Source organism: Streptomyces sp. ERV7, from assembly GCF_001653515.1.
Taxonomy (GTDB): Bacteria; Actinomycetota; Actinomycetes; order Streptomycetales; family Streptomycetaceae; genus Streptomyces.
Genome location: NZ_LYOY01000001.1, coordinates 884871 through 906456 on the forward strand (window position 1 = coordinate 884871; position 21586 = coordinate 906456).

Here is a 21586-nt window from a genome sequence, read left to right on the forward strand (position 1 = left end):
CCACGCGGCGGTGCCGCACGTTGCCTCAGCGTCCGGGGAGCTATATGTCCAGCGAATACGCAAAACAGCTCGGGGCCAAGCTCCGCGCCATCCGCACCCAGCAGGGTCTGTCCCTCCATGGTGTGGAGGAGAAGTCCCAGGGCCGCTGGAAGGCCGTCGTGGTCGGGTCGTACGAGCGCGGCGACCGCGCCGTGACCGTACAGCGCCTTGCCGAGCTCGCGGACTTCTACGGGGTCCCGGTGCAGGAGCTGCTGCCCGGCACCACGCCCGGCGGCGCGGCCGAGCCGCCGCCGAAGCTCGTGCTCGACCTGGAGCGCCTCGCGCACGTCCCGCCGGAGAAGGCGGGCCCGCTGCAGAGGTACGCGGCGACGATCCAGTCGCAGCGCGGCGACTACAACGGCAAGGTGCTGTCGATCCGTCAGGACGACCTGCGCACCCTCGCCGTGATCTACGACCAGTCGCCCTCGGTCCTCACCGAGCAGCTGATCAGCTGGGGCGTCCTGGACGCGGACGCGCGCCGCGCGGTCGCCCACGAGGACAACTGACGCCTCCGGCGCTTCAGCAGAAACGTGCCGCCGCCGGGCCGGCCGGGACCTTCGGGGTCCTGGCCGGCCCGGCGGCGTTCTGTGCGGCCCGGACGGCCGGGTGGGTCTCCTGGGCCCGGACATGACGAAGGGGCCCGCTGTACGTGCGTACAGCGGGCCCCTTCGTGTGTGTCCGGTGCCTGAGGCGTCCGTCGGAGGCTAGGCGTCCCGGCGGAGGCTCGGCTTGAGGTCCTTGAAACGGGCCAGCAGCCCGTTCACGAAGGCCGGGGAGTCGTCCGTGGAGAACTCCTTCGCCAGCTGCACCGCCTCGTCGATCACGACGGCGTCCGGCGTCTCGTCCTCCCAGACCAGCTCGTACGTGCCGAGCCGCAGGATGTTGCGGTCGACGACCGGCATCCGGTCGAGCGTCCAGTCGACGGAGTACGTGGAGATGAGGTCGTCGATGCGCGCAACGTACTGCGCGTACCCCTCGACGAGCTGCATCGTGTACTCGTTGACCGGCGGCTGACGGTCGTCGGACCGCGAGTGGCGCACCCAGTCCGCGAGGACCGTCTGCACGGACTCGCCGCGCTGGTCGGCCTCGAAGAGGATCTGGAAGGCGCGCTTGCGCGCCTTGTTCCGGGCAGCCACGGTTAGCTGTTCACCCGGCCGAGGTAGTCGCTGGTACGGGTGTCGACCTTGACCTTCTCACCGGTGGTGATGAAGAGCGGGACCTGGATCTGGTAACCGGTCTCCAGGATGGCGGGCTTGGTGCCACCGGTGGAGCGGTCGCCCTGGACACCCGGCTCGGTCTCCTGGATGACGAGCTCGACGGCGGCCGGCAGCTCCACGTAGAGCACCTCGCCCTCGTGCTGCGCCACGGAGGCGGTGAAGCCCTCGATCAGGAAGTTGGCGGCGTCGCCGACGGACTTGCGGTCGACCATCAGCTGGTCGTAGGTGTCCATGTCCATGAAGACGAAGTACTCGCCGTCCATGTACGAGAACTGCATGTCACGGCGGTCGATGGTGGCGGTCTCGACCTTCGTGCCGGCGTTGAAGGTCTTGTCGACGACCTTGCCGGAGAGCACGTGCTTGAGCTTGGTGCGCACGAAGGCCGGGCCCTTGCCGGGCTTGACGTGCTGGAACTCGACGACGGACCAGAGCTGGCCCCCGTCGAGCTTGAGCACCATGCCGTTCTTGAGGTCGTTCGTGGAAGCCACGGTTGCGGAATCTCCTGGACTGAAGCTGGTGGGACCGAGGGTGCGCGGCACAGCACGGGGCTAGAGCGCGAGCAGTTCCTTGGTCGTGATGGTGAGTAGCTCTGGCCCGCCATCCGCCTCGGGGCGGACGACGAGCGTGTCATCGATTCGGACACCACCCCGCCCCGGGAGGTGGACCCCCGGTTCGACGGTGACCGGCACGCAAGCGTCCAGTTTACCCATGGCTCCAGGTGCGAGCTGCGGGTCCTCGCTGATTTCGAGGCCGACGCCGTGTCCGGTACACGCTCCCAGGCCCTCCGCGTGGCCCGCCGCGTCCAGCACCTGGCGTGCCGCGCGGTCCACCGCCCGGTACTCGGCGCCCGGGGTCAGCGCCTCCCGGCCGGCCCGCTGAGCGGCGAAGACGACGTCGTAGAGCTCGATCTGCCAGTCCGCCGGGGTGGTCCCGATGACGAAGGTGCGGCCGATCTCGCAGCGGTAGCCGCGATAGGTGGCGCCCAGGCAGACGGAGAGGAAATCGCCTTCCTCGACCCGTCGGTCGGAGGGCCGGTGGCCGCCGCGGCCGGAGTTGGGGCCGGTACCGACGGAGGTGGTGAAGGCGGGGCCGTCGGCGCCGTGGTCGACGAGGCGGCGCTCCAGCTCCAGGGCGAGGTGGCGCTCGGTGCGGCCGACCAGGATCGACTCCAGGAGCTCACCGAGCGCCTGGTCGGCGATCTCGGCCGCGATGCGCAGACACGCGATCTCCTCCTCGTCCTTGACCAGACGCTTCTGCTCGACCGCTCCCCCGAGGTCGCCGAGGAGCAGCCGGGGCGCGACCGAGCCGATCGCGCGGTGCCGGGCGACGGTGAGGTCGTGCTCCTCCACGCTGAGCGAATCGGCACCGCAGGCCTGGGCGAGGTCCGCCGCGGCCACGGCCGGGTCGCCCGAGGGCGTGGGCAGCACGGTGATCCGCAGCAGCTCGTCGAGCCGCCCCTCCACGAGGTCGCCGGTGGGCGTACGGGGGCAGAGCAGGACGTCCTCGGCGGGGCCGAGCAGCAGGACGGCGCCGGGTGGGGCGCCGCCGGCGAGATAGCGGACGTTCGCGGGGCGCGAGACCAGTGCGGCCGCGCTGCCCGCGGCCGCGCAGCGGTCCCGTAGCCAGCCGCGGCGGAGCCCATACACCTCTGACATGCGTCGAGCGTATGAGGGGGCAGGGGGATCGGCCGTTTCTGCGCGTCCGACCGGGGGCCGGTCCGTGGGGCGCGGCCGCGCCCCTACCAGCTCGGCGGGCTCGCGATCGCTCGCGGCAGGACGTCGGGGGGCCGCCCTGGGTCACGGGCTGGTGGGCCACGAAGGCCCAGTCGGGCCCCGCTCCGTGCCCCGGCGCGTGGGGCGGCGGAAGCGGCGCTCCCGCTTCGTGCTGCATCCGGTGCCACTCCGTCTCGTACAAGGCAACTGGCGCTGGTCCGACGCCCATCGGGGCGCCCGGTCCAGAACCGTACCTTCCCCGGCCGTCGCAGTGTGAACGGCCGGGGTGCGGCGAAGGTGCCCCGTCAGCCGCCGATCTCGTCGGCGAGCGCCCGCAGCGCCAGGCGGTACGAGCCGATGCCGAAGCCCGCGACGGTGCCGCTGGCCACGGCCGCCACCACGGAGGTGTGGCGGAACTCCTCGCGGGTGTACGGGTTCGAGATGTGCACCTCGATGAGCGGGGCGGTGCGCTGGGCGGCCGCGTCCCGCATTCCGTACGAATAGTGGGTGAACGCGCCCGGGTTGAGAACGACCGGAATCTTTCCGTCGGCCGCCTCGTGCAGCCAGCGGATCATGTCGCCCTCGTCGTTGGTCTCGCGGACCTCCACGTCGAAGCCGAGCTCCTTGCCGAGGCTCTCGCAGACCTCGACGAGCCCGGCGTACGTGGTCGCCCCGTAGACGTCCGGCTCGCGCGAGCCCAGGCGGCCCAGGTTGGGGCCGTTCAGCACCAGGACGCGACGGCTCACGAGGACACCTCGCCGTACGCCGCGAGCAGCACCGCCGGGTCCGGGCCCTCCAGGACCGTCGGCTTGGCGAGGCCGTCCAGGACGATGAAGCGCAGCAGGTTGCCCCGCGACTTCTTGTCCAGCTTCATGTTCTCGACCAGCTTGGGCCACTGGTCGGCGCGGTAGGTGAGCGGCAGGCCCACCGACTCCAGGATGGAGCGGTGCCGGTCGGCCGTGGCGTCGTCGAGCCGCCCGGCGAGCCGGCCGAGCTCGGCCGCGAAGACCATGCCGACGGAGACGGCGGCGCCGTGGCGCCACTTGTAGCGCTCGTTCTTCTCGATGGCGTGCGCGAGGGTGTGCCCGTAGTTCAGGATCTCGCGCAGCCCCGACTCCTTGAGGTCGCTGGAGACGACCTCGGCCTTCACCCGGATCGCGCGCTCGATCAGCTCGGCCGTGTGCGGGCCCTCGGGGGTGCGGGCACCCGCCGGGTCGGCCTCGATCAGGTCGAGGATGACCGGGTCGGCGATGAAGCCGGCCTTGATGACCTCGGCCATGCCGGAGACGAAGTCGTGGACCGGCAGCGAGTCGAGCGCCGCGAGGTCGCAGAGCACGCCCACGGGCGGGTGGAACGCGCCCACCAGGTTCTTGCCCTCGGCGGTGTTGATGCCGGTCTTGCCGCCCACGGCCGCGTCGACCATGCCGAGCACGGTGGTCGGGACCGAGAGCCAGCGCACCCCGCGCAGCCAGGTCGCCGCGACGAAGCCCGCCAGGTCGGTGGTGGCTCCGCCGCCGACACCGACGACGACGTCGGTACGGGTGAAGCCGGACTGGCCGAGCGCCTTCCAGCAGTAGGCGGCGACCTCGTAGGTCTTCGCCTCCTCGGCGTTGGGCACCTGGATGGCGATGGCCTCGTAACCCTGGGCGGCCAGGTCCTCGCGGATGGCGTCGCCGGTGCCGGCCAGCGCCTCCGGGTGGACGACGGCGACCTTGCGGGCCTTCGTGCCGATCAGGCCGGGCAGTTCGGCGAGGAGGTTGCGGCCGACGAGCACTTCGTACGGGTCCGTTCCGGCGGTGGCGCCGACGTGGATCCGGGTGGGTGCCTGCTCGCTCATGCGGATTTCAGCTCCAGTGCGTCGAGGACCGCCTGGGCGACCTCTTCGGGGGTACGGCCGTCGGTCTCGACGACGACCCTGGCGACTTCGGTGTACAGATGGCGCCGGGCTTCCATCAGTTCGCGCCACTGGCGGCGCGGGTTGACGGCGAGGAGCGGGCGGGCGGTGTTGAGACCGACCCGCTTCACCGCCTCCTCGACGTCCATGGACAGATAGACGACCGGCAGGCCGGAGAGCAGCGCGCGCGTGGACGCGTCGAGGATGGCGCCGCCGCCGAGGGCGAGCACACCCGTGTGCTCGGCGACGCCGGCGGCGACCGCCTCCCGCTCCAGCTCACGGAAGTGCGGCTCGCCCTCGTCGACGAAGATGTCGGCGATCTCCCGGCCCTGGGCGGCCACGATGTCGGCGTCGGTGTCCCGGTAGGGCGCGCCGAGCCGCTCGGCCAGCAGCGCGCCCACGGTGGACTTTCCGGACCCCATCGGGCCGATCAGGACGACCAGCGGACCGGTGCTCACCGGATCTGCAGGTTGTCGAGGTAGGACTGGACGTTGCGGCGGGTCTCGGGGACCGAGTCACCGCCGAACTTCTCCGCGACCGCGTCCGCGAGAACCAGCGCCACCATGGCCTCGGCCACGATCCCGGCCGCGGGCACGGCGCACACGTCCGAGCGCTGGTGGTGGGCCTTGGCGGCCTCGCCCGTGACCACGTCGATGGTGGCGAGGGCGCGCGGCACGGTCGCGATCGGCTTCATCGCGGCGCGGACGCGCAGCAGCTCACCGGTGGTCAGACCGCCCTCGGTGCCGCCCGCGCGACCGGAGGTGCGCTTGACGCCGTCGGCGGTCTTGACGATCTCGTCGTGCGCCTGCGAGCCCGGCACCCGGGCCAGGTCGAAGCCGTCGCCGACCTCGACGCCCTTGATCGCCTGGATGCCCATCAGCGCGGCAGCGAGACGGGCGTCGAGGCGGCGGTCCCAGTGGACGTGCGAGCCCAGGCCCACCGGAACCCCGTACGCCAGGACCTCGACCACGCCACCGAGGGTGTCGCCGTCCTTGTGGGCCTGGTCGATCTCCGCGACCATCGCCTTCGACGCGTCCGCGTCCAGGCAGCGCACCGGGTCCGCGTCCAGCGCCTCCACATCGGCCGGAGTCGGGTACACGCCGTACGGGGCCTTGGCCGCCGCCAGCTCGACCACGTGCGAGACGACCTCGATCCCGGCCGTCTCCTTCAGGTAGGAGCGGGCCACCGCACCCAGCGCCACCCGGGCCGCCGTCTCACGGGCACTCGCGCGCTCCAGGATCGGCCGGGCCTCGTCGAAGCCGTACTTCTGCATGCCCGCGAGGTCGGCGTGTCCGGGGCGCGGGCGCGTCAGCGGCGCGTTGCGGGCCAGGTCGGCCAGGATCTCGGGGTCCACGGGGTCGGCCGACATGACCTGTTCCCACTTGGGCCACTCGGTGTTGCCGACCATGATCGCAATGGGCGAGCCCATCGACAGGCCGTGCCGGACGCCGCCGAGGAAGGTGACCTCGTCGCGCTCGAACTTCATCCGGGCGCCGCGTCCATAGCCGAGGCGCCGCCGGGCCAGGTGGTCCGCCACCATCTCCGTGGTGATCGGCACGCCGGCGGGAAGGCCCTCCAGCGTCGCCACCAGTGCGGGTCCGTGGGACTCCCCCGCGGTCAGCCAGCGCAACCTGCTCAACGGTGCTCCTCGTTGCTCGCGCGTCCTGGTACTTCGACGGCGCGGCCGGGGTGCGCGGCCCTGGCCCGCCACCCTCTGATCCTCCCACGTCCCCGGTCGTACCTGGTCACCGGTCCAGCAGGCGGACGGTGATTTCGTCAGGTGCGGGTTCGTCGTGGCCGGGCGCGCCCACGCGGCCCAGCCGCACACGTCACAGCCCCGCGCCCCTTTCGGGGCACGCCTCAGCGGGCCGCGAGGGCCTGCTCGCCCGCCTCGCGCATGGCCGTCAGCGGAGCCTTCTCCGTGCCTGTCATCTGTTCCACCTGGAGCACTGCCTGGTGTACGAGGAGGTCCAGGCCGCCCACTACCGCTCCGCCGTTCGCGGACCAGGCCGCCGCCAGCGCCGTCGGCCAGGGGTCGTACAGCACGTCGAAAAGCGTGCCGGGCCGCTCGGGGACGGCCGCCACGAGCGCGTCCGTGGTGCCCGCCGGGGTGGTGGCGACGACCAGCGGCGTCTCGAAGGCCTCGGCCGCGTCCGCCCAGTCGGCGGTGCGCACGGCGACCCCGAGCCGCTCGCCCCAGCCCCGCATCTCCTCGGCCCGGGCGGCGCTGCGCACATACGCGGTGACCTCGCCGGTACAGATACGGGCGAGGGCGGCCAGCGCGGAGGACGCGGTGGCGCCCGCGCCGAGCACCGCGGCCGAGCCGACCCGCTCGACGCCGCGCTCGCGCAGGGCGGCGATCATGCCGGGGATGTCGGTGTTGTCGCCGTAGCGGCGCCCGTCGGCGGTCAGGACGACCGTGTTGACCGCCTCCACCGAGGAGGCCGTGTCACTGATGCCGTCGAGCAGCGGGATGATCGCCCGCTTCAGCGGCATGGTGAGCGAGAGCCCCGCCCACGACCGGTCGAGTCCGCCGACGAACGCGGGCAGCGCGGCCTCGTCCACCTCGAAGCGGTCGTACGACCAGTGGGTGAGGCCCAGCTCCCGGTAGGCGGCGCGGTGCAGCACCGGGGAGAGCGAGTGGGCGATGGGCGACCCCAGTACGGCCGCCCGTCGCGCACCGCTCTCCTGGCTCACGGAACTCACTGGCCGGACTGCTCCTTCTGGTACTTCTTGCGGTTCTGCTCGTGCTCTTCGTTGGTGACCGCGAACAGCGTCTCGTTCTCGGTGACGGAGACGAAGTAGTACCACGGGCCCGGCGTCGGGTTGAGCGCCGAGTGCAGCGCGGACTCACCGGGGTTGCCGATGGGACCGGGCGGCAGGCCGTGGATGTAGTACGTGTTGTACGGGTGCTTGAAGTCCCGCAGGTGCTTGACCGCACCGACGTCCAGGGTCGACTGGCTCTTGGCGTAGTTCACCGTGGAGTCGAAGTCGAGCAGGCCGTAGGTCTCGGTGTTGTTGGGCTTGAGGCGGTTGTAGACGACCCGCGCGACCTTGTCGAAGTCGTGCTTGTACTTGCCTTCCGCCTGGACGAGGCTCGCGACCGTGATGAGCTGGAGGGGCGACTTCAGGCCGAGCTTGGACGCCATGCCCTTCAGGTCGACCTTGCCGTACTCGGTGTTGGCGCGCGAGACCATCTTGCGCAGCACGTCCTCGGGCTTGGCGCCCTTGGCGACCGGGTAGCTGGCCGGGTAGAGGAACCCTTCCAGCGGATCCTGGATGTCCTTGGCGTCGTTCGCCCAGTCGGGCAGCCCGAGCTTCTTCGCCTGTGCTTTCGCGACGTCCTTGGTCGTGCCCGCCTTGAGTTCGAGGCGCTTGTCGATCTGCTCGTAGACCCAGGCGTTCCGCTTGCCCTCGGGAATGATGAGGTTGTTGCGGCTGGTCGGGTTGAGCATGGCCGCGACCGCGTTCGCCGCCGACATCCCCTTGTTGAGGGTGTAGACGCCCGCCTGGATCGTCTTGCCCTTGGGGTTGTCGTTCTGCGCGGAGACGAAGGCGCCCTGGCTCTTGACCACGCCGGCCTTCGCCAGGATGCCGCCGATCTCGTAGCCGCCGGCGCCCTGCGGGATCTCCACCTGGACCGGGGTGGAGCCGGTTCCCACGTAGTCGGGGGCCGCGCCGAACTTCTTCTGCCAGAACTGGTAGCCGACATACCCGGCGCCGCCCACACCGAGCGAGAAGACCACCACGAGCACCAGGCAGGCGCGTCCGCTCTTGCCCTTCTTCTTGCCCTTGCCCCGGCGGTCGCGGCCGGAGCCGCCGCGCCGGGAGCCGCGCGGCTCGTCCTCGTCCTCCTCGGACCCGGGCTTGTCACCGCCGTCGCCGTCGCTGAAGAAGGGGTGGTTCTCCTCCTCCGGCTCCTGCTCCTCGGGGGTCCACTCCGGCGCCTGCTCGGGCACCGTCCGCCGCTGCCCCGGGGGCTGCGGCGGCGGATACGCCTCGGGCGTGCCGTAGTAGTCCTGGGTCTCGGTGCCGTAGCCCGGGTAGCCCTCGGTCTGCTGGCCCGCGTAGGGCATGGCGGCCTGCTGGCCGGTGTCCCATCCCGCGTTGTACTGGGCCTGCTGTACGTACTGCTGCTCCTGCGGGTAGCCCTGCTGGGGCTGCTCACCGTAGTGCGGCTGCTGCCCGTAGGGGTCCTGCGGCTGCTGTGCGTACTGCTGCTGGTACTGAGGATGCTGCTGGTGTTGCTGGTGCTGAGGTTGCTGCTGCGAATGCTGCTGGGGGTACTGCTGCTGGACCTGCTGGTCGCCGTACGGAGCCTGACCGGGCGCAGCCTGCTGCGCTCCCCACCCCTGGTCCCCGTAGAGAGGATCCTCGGGATGCCACGGTTCGGAGCCTGCGCCCCGGCCATACTCAGTCATCGGTCCCCTAGAGCCGCGAGGCATCCGGACGGTCCGCCTCTTTTGCTGTGCGGCAGCTGTTCGAATGTCGCCGCATCGCGCGGAACGTTACCGTATCGCGATCAGATAACCACTTCGACGCCCTCGCCGGGCGGGCGTCCTGACACCCGTTCGGCCTCCAGCGCGTTCTGCAGAATGACCACGGCGGCCGCCTGGTCGATGACCGACCTGCCCTTCTTCGCCTTCACACCGGAGGCCCGCAGTCCCTGGGTGGCTGTGACCGTCGTCATCCGCTCGTCGACCAGCCGGACCGGGATCGGGGCGATGCCCTTCGCCATCTCCTGGGCGAACTTGCGGACCTTGACGGCCGCCGGGCCCTCGCCCCCGCTGAGGGAGCGGGGCAGCCCCATGACGACCTCGATGGGCTCGTACTCCTCCACGAGTCGGCGCAACCGCCGGTGGGCGGCCGGGACGTCACGTCCCGGCACCGTCTCCACCGGCGTCGCGAGGACCCCGTCGGGGTCGCACGAGGCGACCCCGATCCGGGCGTCCCCGACGTCGATCGCGAGGCGTCGTCCGCGTCGCATCAGGCGCTCTCGCCGACCTGGCGCTCGACGGCGTCGATGGCGTCGCCGATCGCGTCCGGGTTCTGACCGCCGCCCTGGGCGACGTCCGGCTTGCCGCCACCGCCGCCGCCGAGGGTCTTGGCGGCGGTACGGACCAGCTCACCGGCCTTGAGACCGCGCTCGCGGGCGGCCTCGTTGGTGGCGATGACCGTCACCGGACGGCCGTTGGCGGTGGTGAACAGGGCCACCACGACCGGCCGGTCGGAGGAGATGCGGCCGCGCACGTCGAGGACGAGCTTGCGCAGGTCGTCGGCGGAGGTGCCGTCCGGCACCTGGCCGGTGACCAGGGCCACGCCCCGGACGTCCTTGGCGCCCTCGGCGAGACCGGCGGCGGCCTGGAGCACCTTCTCGGCGCGGAACTTCTCGATCTCCTTCTCGGCGTCCTTCAGCTTGCCGAGCATGGTGGAGATCTTCTCCGGCAGCTCCTCCGGGCGGCCCTTGACCAACTCCTGGAGCTGGGCGACGACCGTGTGCTCACGGGCGAGGAAGTGGTACGCGTCCACGCCGACCAGGGCTTCGATGCGGCGCACGCCGGAGCCGATGGACGACTCTCCGAGCAGCTTCACCAGGCCCAGCTGGGCGGTGTTGCCGACGTGCGTACCGCCGCAGAGCTCCTTGGAGAAGTCCCCGATGGTGACCACGCGGACGCGCTCGCCGTACTTCTCACCGAACTCGGCGATGGCGCCCTGCTTCTTGGCCTCGTCGATCGACATGACCTCGGCCTGGACGTCCAGTTCGCGCGAGAGGACCTCGTTGATCCGCTGCTCGACGTCGGTGAGGACCGTGCCGGGAACGGCGGCGGGCGAGCCGAAGTCGAAGCGGAAGCGGCCCGGCGAGTTCTCCGAGCCGGCCTGGGCGGCCGTCGGGCCGAGCGCGTCGCGCAGGGCCTGGTGGGTCAGGTGCGTGGCGCTGTGGGCGCGGGCGATGGCGCGGCGGCGCTTGATGTCGATGACCGCGTAGGCCGAGGCGCCGACGGTGACCTCGCCGACCTGGACGACGCCCTTGTGCACATGGACGCCGGGGACCGGCTTCTGCACGTCGCGGACCTCGATGACCGCGCCGCTGTCGAGCTTGATACGGCCCTGGTCGGCGAGCTGGCCGCCGCCCTCGGCGTAGAACGGGCTGCGGTCCAGGACGACCTCGACCTCGTCGCCCTCGGAGGCGGCGGGCGAGGGCACGCCGTCGACGAGGAGGCCGACGACCGTGGACTCGTTCTCGGTGAGCGTGTAGCCGGTGAAGTCGGTCTCGCCGGAGTTGTCGGCCACCTCGCGGTAGGCGGACAGGTCGGCGTGGCCGGTCTTCTTGGCCTTGGCGTCGGCCTTGGCGCGCTCGCGCTGCTCCTTCATCAGACGGCGGAAGCCGTCCTCGTCCACGGAGAGGCCCTGCTCGGCGGCCATCTCCAGGGTGAGGTCGATCGGGAAGCCCCAGGTGTCGTGGAGCAGGAAGGCCTTCTCGCCGGCCAGGACCGTGCCGCCGGAGGCCTTGGTCTCGGTGACGGCGGTGTCCAGGATGTTGGTGCCGCCCTTGAGGGCCTTCAGGAAGGCGGCCTCTTCGGCCAGCGCGACCGTCTCGATGCGCTTGCGGTCGGTGATCAGCTCCGCGTACTGCTGCCCCATCGTGTCGATCACGACGCCGATGAGGTCCTGGACGACCGGGCCGGTGGCGCCCATCAGGCGCATGTTGCGGATGGCGCGGCGCATGATGCGGCGCAGCACATAGCCGCGGCCCTCGTTGCCGGGGGTGACGCCGTCACCGATGAGCATCGTGGACGTACGGATGTGGTCGGCGACCACCCGCAGCGAGACATCGGTGGGGTGGGCGGCGCCGTAGCGGACGCCCGTCAGCTCGGTGGCCTTGTCCATGACCACGCGCAGGGTGTCGGTCTCGTACATGTTCTGCACGCCCTGCAGGATCATGGCGAGGCGCTCAAGACCCAGACCGGTGTCGATGTTCTTCGACGGCAGGTCACCGAGGATCGGGAAGTCCTCCTTGCCGTCGCCCGCACCGCGCTCGTACTGCATGAAGACCAGGTTCCAGATCTCCACGTACCGCTCGTCGTTGACGGCCGGGCCGCCCTCGACGCCGAACTCGGGGCCGCGGTCGTAGTTGATCTCGGAGCAGGGGCCACACGGTCCCGGCACGCCCATGGACCAGAAGTTGTCCTTCTTGCCCAGGCGCTGGATGCGCTCGGCCGGGACGCCGATCTTGTCGCGCCAGATGGCCTCGGCCTCGTCGTCGTCGAGGTAGACCGTGATCCAGAGCTTCTCCGGCTCCAGGCCGTAACCACCCTTGTCCTGGGGCGAGGTGAGCAGCTCCCAGGCGTACCGGATGGCACCTTCCTTGAAGTAGTCGCCGAAGGAGAAGTTGCCGCACATCTGGAAGAACGTGCCGTGGCGGGTGGTCTTGCCGACCTCTTCGATGTCCGGGGTACGGACGCACTTCTGGACGCTGGTCAGCGTGGTGGCCGGGGGCTTGGCCTCACCCAGGAAGTAGGGCTTGAACGGCACCATGCCCGCGGGAACCAGGAGCAGAGTCGGGTCGTCCGCGATGAGCGACGCCGAAGGGACGACGGTGTGACCGCGCTCCTCGAAGAAGCTCAGCCAGCGGCGGCGGATTTCAGCCGACTCCATCAGTGGTCCTCATTCCGGTTGTACGAGATCTTCCTGGGGGAGATCTTCGGGTTCTGCTGGTTGGGTTGGTCGATGGCCGCGAGGCGGCGCTGCGCCGGGAGCTCCCGCACATTGGAGGCGTTCAGCCCCAGCGCGTCGTTGAGTTCGGACTCGCGCTGGACCATTCCGGTCTTCACGTCGAGCGCGAAGTCCTTGAGCTTGTGGCCCGCCTCGATCGCCTTGTCGGCGGTGCGCGCGGCCAGCGACTCCGGGGTGAGCTGCTTCAGCTTCCGGTTGACCTTGGTGGTGGCCCACACACCGGCTGCGGCGCCCGCGGTGAACCAGAACGTACGGCGGAACATCGCAGCGTCAGCCCTTTCGCTTGCTCCGCCGCGCGGACGGCAGAGTCCGCCCGACGATCACCGTACGAGGCGGCTCGGCGGGCCCGGTTTTCCGTCCGATGGCCCGGCGCACCCCGTACCCGAAGGCCGCGACCTTCACCAGGGGGCCGCCGAAGGTCGAGGCGACCGTGGTGGAGAGCGCCGAGGCGTTGGAGGTGACCTCCTGGACGTCCGAGGCGATCGCGTCGACCCGGTCCAGCTGGGTCTGCGCCGAGCGCACCGCCGTCGAGGCGTCCGCCAGGAGCGGGACGGCCTGTTCGGTCACGTCGGCCACCAGCTTGGTCGTCGCCTTCAGCGTCTGGGCCAGCCTCACGAGGACTACGGCGAGGAAGGACACCAGGATCGCCCAGAAGACGGCCACCAGGATCCCGGCCACCTCTCCACCGGACACTTCGCACCGCTCCCTGCGCATCGACCGTCGGACAAGAAAAGTTGTCCCCCGACCCTATCGCGCCGAGGGTCTTGCCCCCTACCGCATTAGGGGGTCGCCGAAGCGGAGTCCCGCAGGCCGATTGTACGCAGTGCATACCCTTCAGTACTCTGCGTGTTCCATGCGCTCCCCTGTGCCCTCAGAGCTGAATCGCTTCGTGGGGCGAGAACGTGAACTGGCCGCGCTGCACGGGCTGCTGGCCGAGGCGCGGCTGACCACCGTGGTCGGGGTCGGCGGCGTCGGCAAGACCCGGCTGGCGCTGCGCGCCGCGTCGGCCATGGCGGCGCAGGAACGCTACTGCGACGGTGTCCGGCCGGCGGACCTCTCCACGGTCACCGACCCGGACCTGCTCGACCACGCCGTGCTGGAGGCGCTCGGGCTCACCGACCACACCAGCCGGCCGCCCCGCCGCGTCCTCCTCGACCACCTCGCCGAGCGCACGCTGCTCCTCGTCCTGGACGGCTTCGAGCAGCTGGTGGACGCCTGCGCGGAGCTGGTGTGCGAGCTGCTGCGCCGCTGCCCCGGGCTGCGGGTGCTCGCCGCCGGGCGCCTACCGCTGCGCGTGGCCGGCGAGCGGCTGCTCGCGCTCGCGCCGATGGACGACGAGGACGCGGTGGCGCTCTTCGCCGACCGGGCCGCCGCCGGGCGCGGCGGCTTCGCGCTCACCGACGAGCTCGCGGCGCCCACCCTGGAGCTGTGCCGACGGCTCGACGGGATCCCGCTCGCCCTGGAGCTGGCGGCCGGACGGCTCGGCGCACTCTCCGTCGAGCAGCTGCTGCACCGCCTGGACGACCGCTTCCGCCTGCTGACCTGCGGCGGACGCGGGACCGTGGCGCGCCACCAGACCCTGCGCACCACGATCGGCTGGAGCCACGAGCTGTGCACCCCGGCCCAGCGGCTGCTGTGGGCCCGGCTCTCGGTGTTCGCCGGGCAGTTCGACCTGGAGGCCGTCGAGTACATCTGCGTCGGCCCGGAGCTGCCGCCGGAGGCCGTGCTCGACGTGGTCCAGGAGCTCCTGGACCACTCACTCGTGGTCCGCGAGGACGGTCCGGCGGGGGTGCGCTACCGGATGCTCGACACCGTACGGGAGTACGGCGCCGACTGGCTGGCGGCGACCGGCGACGCGGAGCGGCTGCGCCGGCGCCACCGCGACTGGTACCTGGGGCTCGCCACCTGGTGCGAGCTCGACTGGTTCAGCCCGCGCCAGGCCGAGGTGGCGGTGCGGGTGGAGGCCGAACTGCCCAATCTGCGGGCCGCCCTCGACCACTCGCTCGACTCCGGGCGGGACACGCATCTGGCCCAGTACCTGGCGGGCACGCTCTGGTTCTGCTGGGTGGGCTGCGGGCGGCTCGCCGAGGGCGCGCACTGGCTGGGCCTCGTCCTGGAGGCCGGGGGCGGCGACCACGACGGCGCCCGGCTGAAGGCGCTGTGGGTGCTCGGCTACGTCTCGGTGCTGCGGGGCGAGACGACGGCGGCGATCGCGGCGCTGCACGAGTGCCGCGAGGAGGCCGAGCGCACCGGCGACGTGGTGGCGCGCGCGTACGCGGTGCACCGGACGGGCTGTCTGGCGCTGGTCTCGGACGACATGCCGAGGGCCGAGGAGCTGCTGCGGGCGGCGCTGGCGCAGTACGAGGAGATCGGCGAGCTCAACAGCAATGTGCTGATGGCGCGGATCGAGCTCGCGATGGCGGTGGCCTTCCTCGGCCATCTCGAAGAGGCCGTCGTGATGTGCGAGCAGGTGGTGGAGGTCTGCGCGGACCACGGCGAGCGCTGGGCCAGGGCGTACGCGCTGTACGTCCTCGGGTACGCGGCCTGGCACGCCAAGGACCTGGGCCGGGCGCGGGCGCTGCTGGGCGAGTGCCTGGTGATCGACCACGCCTTCCACGACCTGCTGGGCACGGTGCTCGCGCTGGAGCTGATGGCGCTGGTCGCGGTGGACGGCGGCGATCCGGCGGAGGCGGCGGTGCTGCAGGGGGCGGCCGAGGGGATCTGGCCGTCGGTGGGCCTGCCGCTGTTCGGCTCGGCGTGCTTCAACGCGGCGCATGTGCTGTGCGAGCAGCGGGCCCGGGAGCGCCTCGGCGACTCCGCGTACGAGACGTTCCGGACGCGCGGCCGCGGGCTCGGCCTGGACACGGCGGTGGCCCGGGCGCTTGCGGGCGCCGAGGAGACGGGTGCCCAGGCGCCACCGGCCCGGGAGGAGGCGGCCCCACAAACGCGGGGGCCCGCCGCCTCCCGCTCCGTGCGGAGCGAGGGGACGGCGGGCCGGAGCGCGGAGCGCTGAATACTGCGCCTGACTCAGCGGGCGTAGTACTCGACGACGAGCTGCTCGTCGCAGATGACCGGGATTTCCTTGCGGTTCGGGTCGCGGTCCAGGCGGAAGGCCAGGGCCTTCAGGTTCACCTGGAGGTAGCGCGGGGTCTCGCCCTCGCCGGCGTAGCCACCCTCGCGGGCAACCTGGAAGGGGTGCTTCTCACGGCTGCGCTCGCGGACGGTGATGACGTCGTCCGGACGGACGCGGAACGACGGCTTGTCGACCTTGCCACCGTTGACCTGGATGTGGCCGTGGACGACCATCTGGCGGGCCTGGTAGATGGTGCGGGCGATGCCCGAACGCAGGACCAGGGCGTCGAGGCGACGCTCGAGCTCGACGACCAGCGCCTCGCCCGTCTTGCCCTCGGCCTTCTTGGCGCGGTCGTAGGCACGCGCCATCTGACGCTCAGAGATGTCGTACTGGGCGCGCAGACGCTGCTTCTCGAGCAGACGGACCTTGTAGTCCGAGTTCTGCTTGCGGCCACGGCCGTGCTCGCCCGGCGGGTACGGACGGGCCTCGAAGTACTTGACGGCCTTCGGCGTCAGCGCGATGCCGAGCGCACGAGACTTCTTGACCTTGGGACGCGACTGGTTAGGCACGTTCTCCAAACCTCCATGGTTGGGTTAGGTTAGGCTCACCTTACTCAAGGAGATCGTATGTCTCGTCCGGGGAACACCAGTCACATCACGGACAGCACGAAGAAGGCCGAACCCGCAGAAGGGGTCGACTCCACCGGCCCGCGAAACGGGGCCGGTACCGGTGCGCAGCAAGCCACCGGTCACGTGACGGAGGTCCGATCAGATCGTGGTCAGCCGCGTCCCAGCGGACTTGAGATCGCCCGGATGCCGTCAGCAGCCGAGCGCACACGAACTCTCGTACATAGTACCTGCTCGTCGGTGCTGCTCATCACCGGCCTGGACGGCGCCCGCCCGGAGCAGCTGATGCCCCGGGTGCGGAACGTGGGACCCGAGGGCGATCTGTTCCTGCTCTTCCCCGCCGACTCGCCCGCCGTACGGGCCGCCACCCACGCCCAGGACGACGAGCTCTCGGCCGTACTGGAGCTCACCGATGTGGCGCCGGTCTCCGTCCCCCACCGTATCCGGGGCCGTGCCTGGGTCACCGGCTGGCTCACCCGGGTCCCCGGTCTGGCCCCGCCCGGGAGCATGACGCTGCGCCTGGAGGTGAACGAGGCGTACGTGGACGACCTGTGGGGCGCCGACGCGGTGGAGCCGGAGGCGTTCGCGGCCGCCGAGCCCGATCCGATGGTCCGGGACGAGACCGAGCTGCTCCAGCATCTGCACGCCCATCACGGGGAGCAGATGCGCTCGCTCTGCGGGCTGGTGGGCCGGCCGGGACCCGACGGGGACCGGGGGATGAAATCGGTCACGCCGCTGGCGCTGGACCGGTTCGGTCTGCGGGTCCGCTTCCAGGACACCGCCGGGCACTGCTTCGACGCGCGCTTCGAGTTCCCGGAGCCGGTGGCGGACCTCGTCCAGCTGCGCCGGGCCATGCGGCGGCTCTTCGAGGCGGCGAGCGACTGAAGCAGGAGGGCGGGCGACCGAGCGGCGGGGGGCGCCGGGGGCGAGGGGGGGGCGAGGGTCCTACTCCCCCCGGCCCAGCCGCTCGCGGACCTTCTCCACCACGTCCGCGTACCTCGCCTCCGCGCCGTAGCGCGTCGGTTCGTAGTAGCGCTTGTCGGCCACCGCGTCCGGCGCGTACTGCTGGGCCGCGATCGCGCCCGGGACGTCGTGCGGATACACATACCCCTGGGCGTGGCCGAGCTTGGCCGCGCCCTTGTAGTGGCCGTCGCGCAGATGCGGCGGGACCGGACCGGCCAGGCCCTTCCGGACGTCCTCCATCGCGGCGAAGATCGCGTTCGTCGCCGCGTTCGACTTCGGGGCGAGGGCCAGGGCGATGGTGGCGTGGCTGAGGGTGAGGGCCGCCTCCGGGAAGCCGATCATGGCGACCGCCTGGGCGGCGGCGACGGCCGTCGGCAGCGCCGTCGGGTCCGCGAGGCCGATGTCCTCGCTCGCGGAGATCATGGTCCGCGAGGCCGATGTCCTCGCTCGCGGAGATCATCAGGCGGCGCGCGATGAACCGCGGGTCCTCGCCCGCCTCGATCATGCGGGCCAGATAGTGCAGCGCCGCGTCCACGTCCGAGCCGCGGATGGACTTGATCAGGGCGCTCGCCACGTCGTAGTGCTGGTCGCCGTCCTTGTCGTACTTCACCGCCGCCCGGTCGACCGTCTCCTCGACCGTCTGGAGCGTGACCTCGCCCTCCTCCTTGGCGAGGGCCGAGCCCGCCGCCGCCTCCAGGGCGGTCAGCGCACGGCGGGCGTCGCCGCCCGCGATCCGCAGCAGATGCGCCTCGGCGTCCTCCGCCAGCGTCACCGCGCCGCCGAGCCCGCGCTCCTCCTCGACCGCCCGGCGCAGCAGTCCGCGCAGGTCGTCGTCGGTGAGCGGCTCCAGGGTCAGCAGCAGGGAGCGGGAGAGCAGCGGGGAGATCACCGAGAAGTACGGATTCTCCGTCGTCGCGGCGATCAGCGTCACCCAGCGGTTCTCCACCGCCGGGAGCAGGGAGTCCTGCTGGGCCTTGGAGAAGCGGTGGATCTCGTCGAGGAAGAGGACGGTCTCCTTGCCGAAGCCGCCGATGGCCCGGCGGGCCCCGTCGATCACGGCCCGCACTTCCTTGACGCCCGCGGTGATCGCGGAGAGCTCGACGAAGCGCTTGTTGGTCGCCTTGGAGACCACATAGGCGAGGGTCGTCTTGCCGATGCCCGGCGGGCCCCAGAGGATCACCGAGGAGGGTCCGGCGGGGCCGCCGCTCCCCTCCCCCACCAGGCGCCGCAGGGGCGATCCCGGCTTGAGCAGATGCTGCTGCCCGACCACTTCGTCGAGGATGCGCGGGCGCATCCGGACGGCCAGAGGGCTGCCCGCCGGGTCTTTCTCCTGGCGGTCCTCTGCGGCTGCGGTGAACAGGTCGGGCTCCACGTCGAGAACCCTATGCCACCCCACTGACAACGCGGTCAGGGCGGGGAACCCCCCAGGTCAGCCAGGTCAACCAGATCAGCCAGGTCAGCTGGTCCAGAAGTCCCACCAGCGGGTCAGGATCAGCATCCCGATGATCCCGACGTGCACCACGGGCAGCACCCAGGTGAACTCCGACAGGAACGACTTCAGCCAGCCCGGCGCCGGCAGCAGGCCGCGGCGGATGTTGTGCGAGGTCACGTACCAGAACATGAAGATCGTGGCGACCCACGCCAGGCTGCACCACAGGCAGAGCGCGTTGATCCGGTACAGCGACTGGAACTGCAGCCAGGTGCAGAACCCGACGCCGAAGAGCGTGCCCGCGTTGAGGGTCAGCCAGTACCAGCGGCGGAAGCGCGCGCCCGCCAGCAGGCTCATACCGACCGCGATCACGATCCCGTACGCCACCAGACCCAGCATCGGGTTCGGGAAGCCGAACGCCGAGGCCTGGTCGCTCTTCATGATGTTGCCGCAGGAGACCACCGGGTTGAGACTGCAGCCCGGGGTGAAGTTCGGGTCTTCGAGCAGCTTGAACTTGTCGATCGTGATGACCCACGCGGCCAGCAGTCCGGCGGCCCCCGTGATCACCAGGAGCCACGCGAACGCGCGGCTGCCGCCGACGGTGCCCCGGGTGCTCACCTGCTCCTGGCCGGAGGAGACGTCGTCAACTGTTGTGGTCATATCGCCGTTCCGTCATTCCGTGGCTGCCGTTTTGCGGCTGCTGGACAGGGGCCATTGTGCCGCAATCCGTGGCCCGGCCACCGTTCGATGGAGATAAGGACGGCAGGATCCGGCGTGCCGAGTCCGGCCCGTAACGACCGGACTTGGCACTTCGCCGTCGGCGTCATCCATCAGGACGACGCCGTACGTACCGAGTTGACCCGGCCGTCAGGCCAGGCGCGCGCGCACGGCCTCGACGACCTCCGCGACGGGGACCGCCACCTGGTCGCCGGACTCCATGTCCTTGAGCTGGACCAGGCCCTCGGCCAGGTCCCGCTCGCCCGCCACGATCGTGAGGCGGGCTGAGGCCCTTGCCGCCGTAGCTGAAGTCGGTCGCGACGCCGGACCGGCGCAGCTCGGTGACCACGCGGAACAGCACCCGGCGCGCCTCCTCGCCCAGCGGCACCGCGAACACGCTGGTGGCGGACGGGATGTCGAGGGTGACGCCCTCGGCCTCCAGGGCCAGGACCGTGCGGTCGACGCCGAGCGCCCAGCCCACCGACGGCAGCGCGGGGCCGCCGATCATCTCGGAGAGGCCGTCGTAGCGGCCGCCGCCGCCCACCGCGGACTGCGAGCCCAGACCGTCGTGGACGAACTCGAAGGTCGTGCGGGTGTAGTAGTCGAGGCCGCGCACCAGCTTGGGGTCGTCCTCGTACGCGACGCCCTCCGCGTTCAGGAGCTCGCGGACCTCCTCGTGGTACGCCTTGCACGCGTCGCACAGGTAGTCGCGCAGCAGCGGCGCGCCCACCAGCTGCTGCTGGACCGCGTCCCGCTTGTCGTCGAGGACGCGCAGCGGGTTGATCTCGGCCCGGCGCAGGGTGTCCTCGTCGAGGTCGAGGCCGCGCAGGAAGTCCTGGAGGGCCGCCCGGTAGACGGGACGGCACTCCTGGTCGCCCAGCGAGTTCAGCAGGATGCGGAAGTTCCGCAGGCCGAGCGAGCGGTACGCGTCGTCGGCCAGGATGATCAGCTCGGCGTCGAGCGCCGGGTCCTCCGCGCCGATCGCCTCGGCGCCGACCTGCGAGAAGTGCCTGTAGCGGCCCTTCTGGGGGCGCTCGTAGCGGTAGTACGAGCCCGAGTACCAGAGCTTGACCGGCAGGTTGCCGGCCTTGTGCAGATTGCCCTCGAGGGCCGCGCGGAGCACGGACGCGGTGCCCTCGGGGCGCAGGGCGAGCCTGTCGCCGCCCTTGGTCTCGAAGGCGTACATCTCCTTGCTGACGATGTCGGTGGACTCACCGACACCGCGCGCGAAGAGCTCGACGTTCTCGAAGCCCGGGGTCTCGACGTAGCCGTATCCGGAGTTGCGCAGCGGGGCCGCGATCGCCTCGCGGACGGCCAGATAGGTGGCGCTGTTCGGCGGCAGCAGGTCGTAGGTGCCCTTGGGGGCCTGGAAGGTACTCATGGGGAAGCTTCTCGTCACATTCCTCGTCGGGGAGAGGCGATGCCCTCTCCGAGGCCAGCGGCCACCTGCCGCAGATACGGGTTGGTGGCGCGCTCCTGGCCGATGGTGGTCTGGGAGCCGTGGCCGGACAGCACCACGGTCGAGTCGTCGAGCGGCAGGCACACACGGCCCAGCGACTCGAGGAGCTCGGCGTGGCTGCCGCCGGGCAGGTCGGTGCGTCCGACGGAGCCGGCGAAGAGCAGGTCGCCCGAGAACAGGATCGGCGGGATGTCCTCCGCCTCGGGCAGCCCGAACGTCACCGACCCCTTGGTATGGCCGGGCGCGTGCGACACGGTGAGCTCCATACCGGCGAGCTCCAGCCTGGCGCCGTCCGTCAGCTCCTTGACGTCGTCCGGTTCGCCGACGGTGAGCTCGCCCATGATCTGCGCGCCGAAGGCGCGGCCGAGCGCCTTCTCCGGGTCGCTCATCATGTACCGGTCCGAGGGGTGGATCCAGGCGGGCACGTCGTGGGCCCCGCACACCGGGACCACCGAGGCGCAGTGGTCGATGTGGCCGTGGGTGAGGACGACGGCGACGGGCTTGAGCCGATGTTTCCTGAGCGCGTCCTCGACTCCCTGGGCGGCCTGGTGGCCCGGGTCGATGATCACGCACTCCTCGCCTGCGGCGGGGGCGACCAGATAGCAGTTGGTGCCCCAGGCCCCGGCGGGGAACCCGGCAATGAGCACGATCGTCCTCAATTTCTCGTACGACGGGTGATTGCGGCTGTTCAGAGCCTACCGGCGCTGCTCCTGTCACAGCGAA

Annotated in this window: 19 protein-coding genes and 2 pseudogenes; 3 read left to right on the forward strand and 18 right to left on the reverse strand. The window is 71.1% G+C overall.

The window, feature by feature from the left end; translation table 11 throughout:
* Positions 1-44: 44 nt before the first annotated feature.
* The gene (gene bldD, locus A8W25_RS03920) at positions 45-545 is read left to right on the forward strand and encodes a transcriptional regulator BldD (protein ID WP_067155757.1); all 501 of its coding nucleotides are present in this window, start codon (positions 45-47) and stop codon (positions 543-545) included.
* 198 nt (positions 546-743) lie between these two features.
* Here the strand turns inward: bldD and nusB are convergent, their stop codons facing one another.
* The 13 genes from nusB to A8W25_RS03985 all read right to left on the reverse strand — a co-directional run bounded on the left by nusB (position 744) and on the right by A8W25_RS03985 (position 13289).
* Entirely contained in the window at positions 744-1175 is a 432-nt protein-coding gene (nusB, locus tag A8W25_RS03925) for a transcription antitermination factor NusB (RefSeq protein ID WP_067155760.1), read from the reverse strand.
* 2 nt (positions 1176-1177) lie between these two features.
* On the reverse strand, positions 1178-1744 hold the full coding sequence (gene efp / locus A8W25_RS03930; RefSeq protein WP_067155763.1) for an elongation factor P: 567 nt from the start codon (positions 1742-1744) through the stop codon (positions 1178-1180).
* Positions 1745-1804: 60 nt separating this feature from the next.
* Complete coding sequence (locus tag A8W25_RS03935) at positions 1805-2911, reverse strand: aminopeptidase P family protein (protein ID WP_067155767.1); 1107 nt, start codon at positions 2909-2911, stop codon at positions 1805-1807.
* A gap of 362 nt (positions 2912-3273) precedes the next feature.
* A complete protein-coding gene (gene aroQ / locus A8W25_RS03940) occupies positions 3274-3714 on the reverse strand; it encodes a type II 3-dehydroquinate dehydratase (RefSeq protein ID WP_067155771.1) in 441 nt (146 codons plus the stop codon).
* Positions 3711-4805: a 3-dehydroquinate synthase gene (gene aroB, locus A8W25_RS03945; protein ID WP_067155774.1), complete on the reverse strand. Its 1095-nt coding sequence runs from the start codon at positions 4803-4805 to the stop codon at positions 3711-3713. The genes aroQ and aroB overlap by 4 nt, the downstream gene beginning before the upstream one ends.
* Positions 4802-5320: a shikimate kinase gene (locus A8W25_RS03950; protein ID WP_067155778.1), complete on the reverse strand. Its 519-nt coding sequence runs from the start codon at positions 5318-5320 to the stop codon at positions 4802-4804. The genes aroB and A8W25_RS03950 overlap by 4 nt, the downstream gene beginning before the upstream one ends.
* Positions 5317-6501, reverse strand: a complete 1185-nt coding sequence (gene aroC / locus A8W25_RS03955) for a chorismate synthase (RefSeq protein ID WP_067155782.1) — start codon at positions 6499-6501, stop codon at positions 5317-5319. Before aroC ends, A8W25_RS03950 begins: the two co-directional genes overlap by 4 nt.
* A 221-nt stretch (positions 6502-6722) precedes the next feature.
* The gene (locus A8W25_RS03960; RefSeq protein ID WP_234386150.1) at positions 6723-7568 is read right to left on the reverse strand and encodes a shikimate dehydrogenase; all 846 of its coding nucleotides are present in this window, start codon (positions 7566-7568) and stop codon (positions 6723-6725) included.
* Positions 7565-9283, reverse strand: a complete 1719-nt coding sequence (gene mltG / locus A8W25_RS03965) for an endolytic transglycosylase MltG (protein ID WP_067155785.1) — start codon at positions 9281-9283, stop codon at positions 7565-7567. The genes A8W25_RS03960 and mltG overlap by 4 nt, the downstream gene beginning before the upstream one ends.
* Before the next feature lie 101 nt (positions 9284-9384).
* The gene (ruvX, locus tag A8W25_RS03970; protein ID WP_067155789.1) at positions 9385-9849 is read right to left on the reverse strand and encodes a Holliday junction resolvase RuvX; all 465 of its coding nucleotides are present in this window, start codon (positions 9847-9849) and stop codon (positions 9385-9387) included.
* Positions 9849-12518 (reverse strand): alanine--tRNA ligase, encoded by a 2670-nt coding sequence (alaS, locus tag A8W25_RS03975; protein ID WP_067155793.1) that lies wholly within the window; start codon positions 12516-12518, stop codon positions 9849-9851. The genes ruvX and alaS overlap by 1 nt, the downstream gene beginning before the upstream one ends.
* A complete protein-coding gene (locus A8W25_RS03980) occupies positions 12518-12859 on the reverse strand; it encodes a DUF6167 family protein (protein ID WP_067155796.1) in 342 nt (113 codons plus the stop codon). The genes alaS and A8W25_RS03980 overlap by 1 nt, the downstream gene beginning before the upstream one ends.
* Before the next feature lie 7 nt (positions 12860-12866).
* Positions 12867-13289, reverse strand: a complete 423-nt coding sequence (locus tag A8W25_RS03985) for a DUF948 domain-containing protein (RefSeq protein ID WP_079125788.1) — start codon at positions 13287-13289, stop codon at positions 12867-12869.
* Positions 13290-13485: 196 nt separating this feature from the next.
* Here A8W25_RS03985 and A8W25_RS03990 point away from each other — a divergent pair, with 196 nt between their 5' ends.
* Positions 13486-15609, forward strand: coding sequence for an ATP-binding protein (locus A8W25_RS03990; protein ID WP_067155802.1), 2124 nt, complete (start codon positions 13486-13488; stop codon positions 15607-15609).
* Between the two features lie 14 nt (positions 15610-15623).
* Here A8W25_RS03990 and rpsD read toward each other — a convergent pair whose 3' ends face one another.
* Entirely contained in the window at positions 15624-16238 is a 615-nt protein-coding gene (gene rpsD / locus A8W25_RS03995) for a 30S ribosomal protein S4 (RefSeq protein WP_067156702.1), read from the reverse strand.
* A 243-nt stretch (positions 16239-16481) separates the two neighbouring features.
* On the opposite strand from rpsD, the gene A8W25_RS04000 reads away from it, so the two are divergent.
* Complete coding sequence (locus A8W25_RS04000; RefSeq protein WP_067155805.1) at positions 16482-17180, forward strand: DUF2470 domain-containing protein; 699 nt, start codon at positions 16482-16484, stop codon at positions 17178-17180.
* A 60-nt stretch (positions 17181-17240) separates the two neighbouring features.
* Here A8W25_RS04000 and A8W25_RS04005 read toward each other — a convergent pair.
* From A8W25_RS04005 to A8W25_RS04020, 4 genes and pseudogenes are all read right to left on the reverse strand, one after another.
* A pseudogene (locus tag A8W25_RS04005) lies at positions 17241-18630 on the reverse strand (replication-associated recombination protein A).
* Positions 18631-18714: 84 nt separating this feature from the next.
* A complete protein-coding gene (locus tag A8W25_RS04010) occupies positions 18715-19347 on the reverse strand; it encodes a vitamin K epoxide reductase family protein (RefSeq protein ID WP_067155808.1) in 633 nt (210 codons plus the stop codon).
* A gap of 207 nt (positions 19348-19554) precedes the next feature.
* A pseudogene (gene hisS / locus A8W25_RS04015) lies at positions 19555-20785 on the reverse strand (histidine--tRNA ligase).
* 14 nt (positions 20786-20799) lie between these two features.
* On the reverse strand, positions 20800-21510 hold the full coding sequence (locus A8W25_RS04020) for an MBL fold metallo-hydrolase (RefSeq protein WP_067155811.1): 711 nt from the start codon (positions 21508-21510) through the stop codon (positions 20800-20802).
* Between the last annotated feature and the right edge of the window lie 76 nt (positions 21511-21586).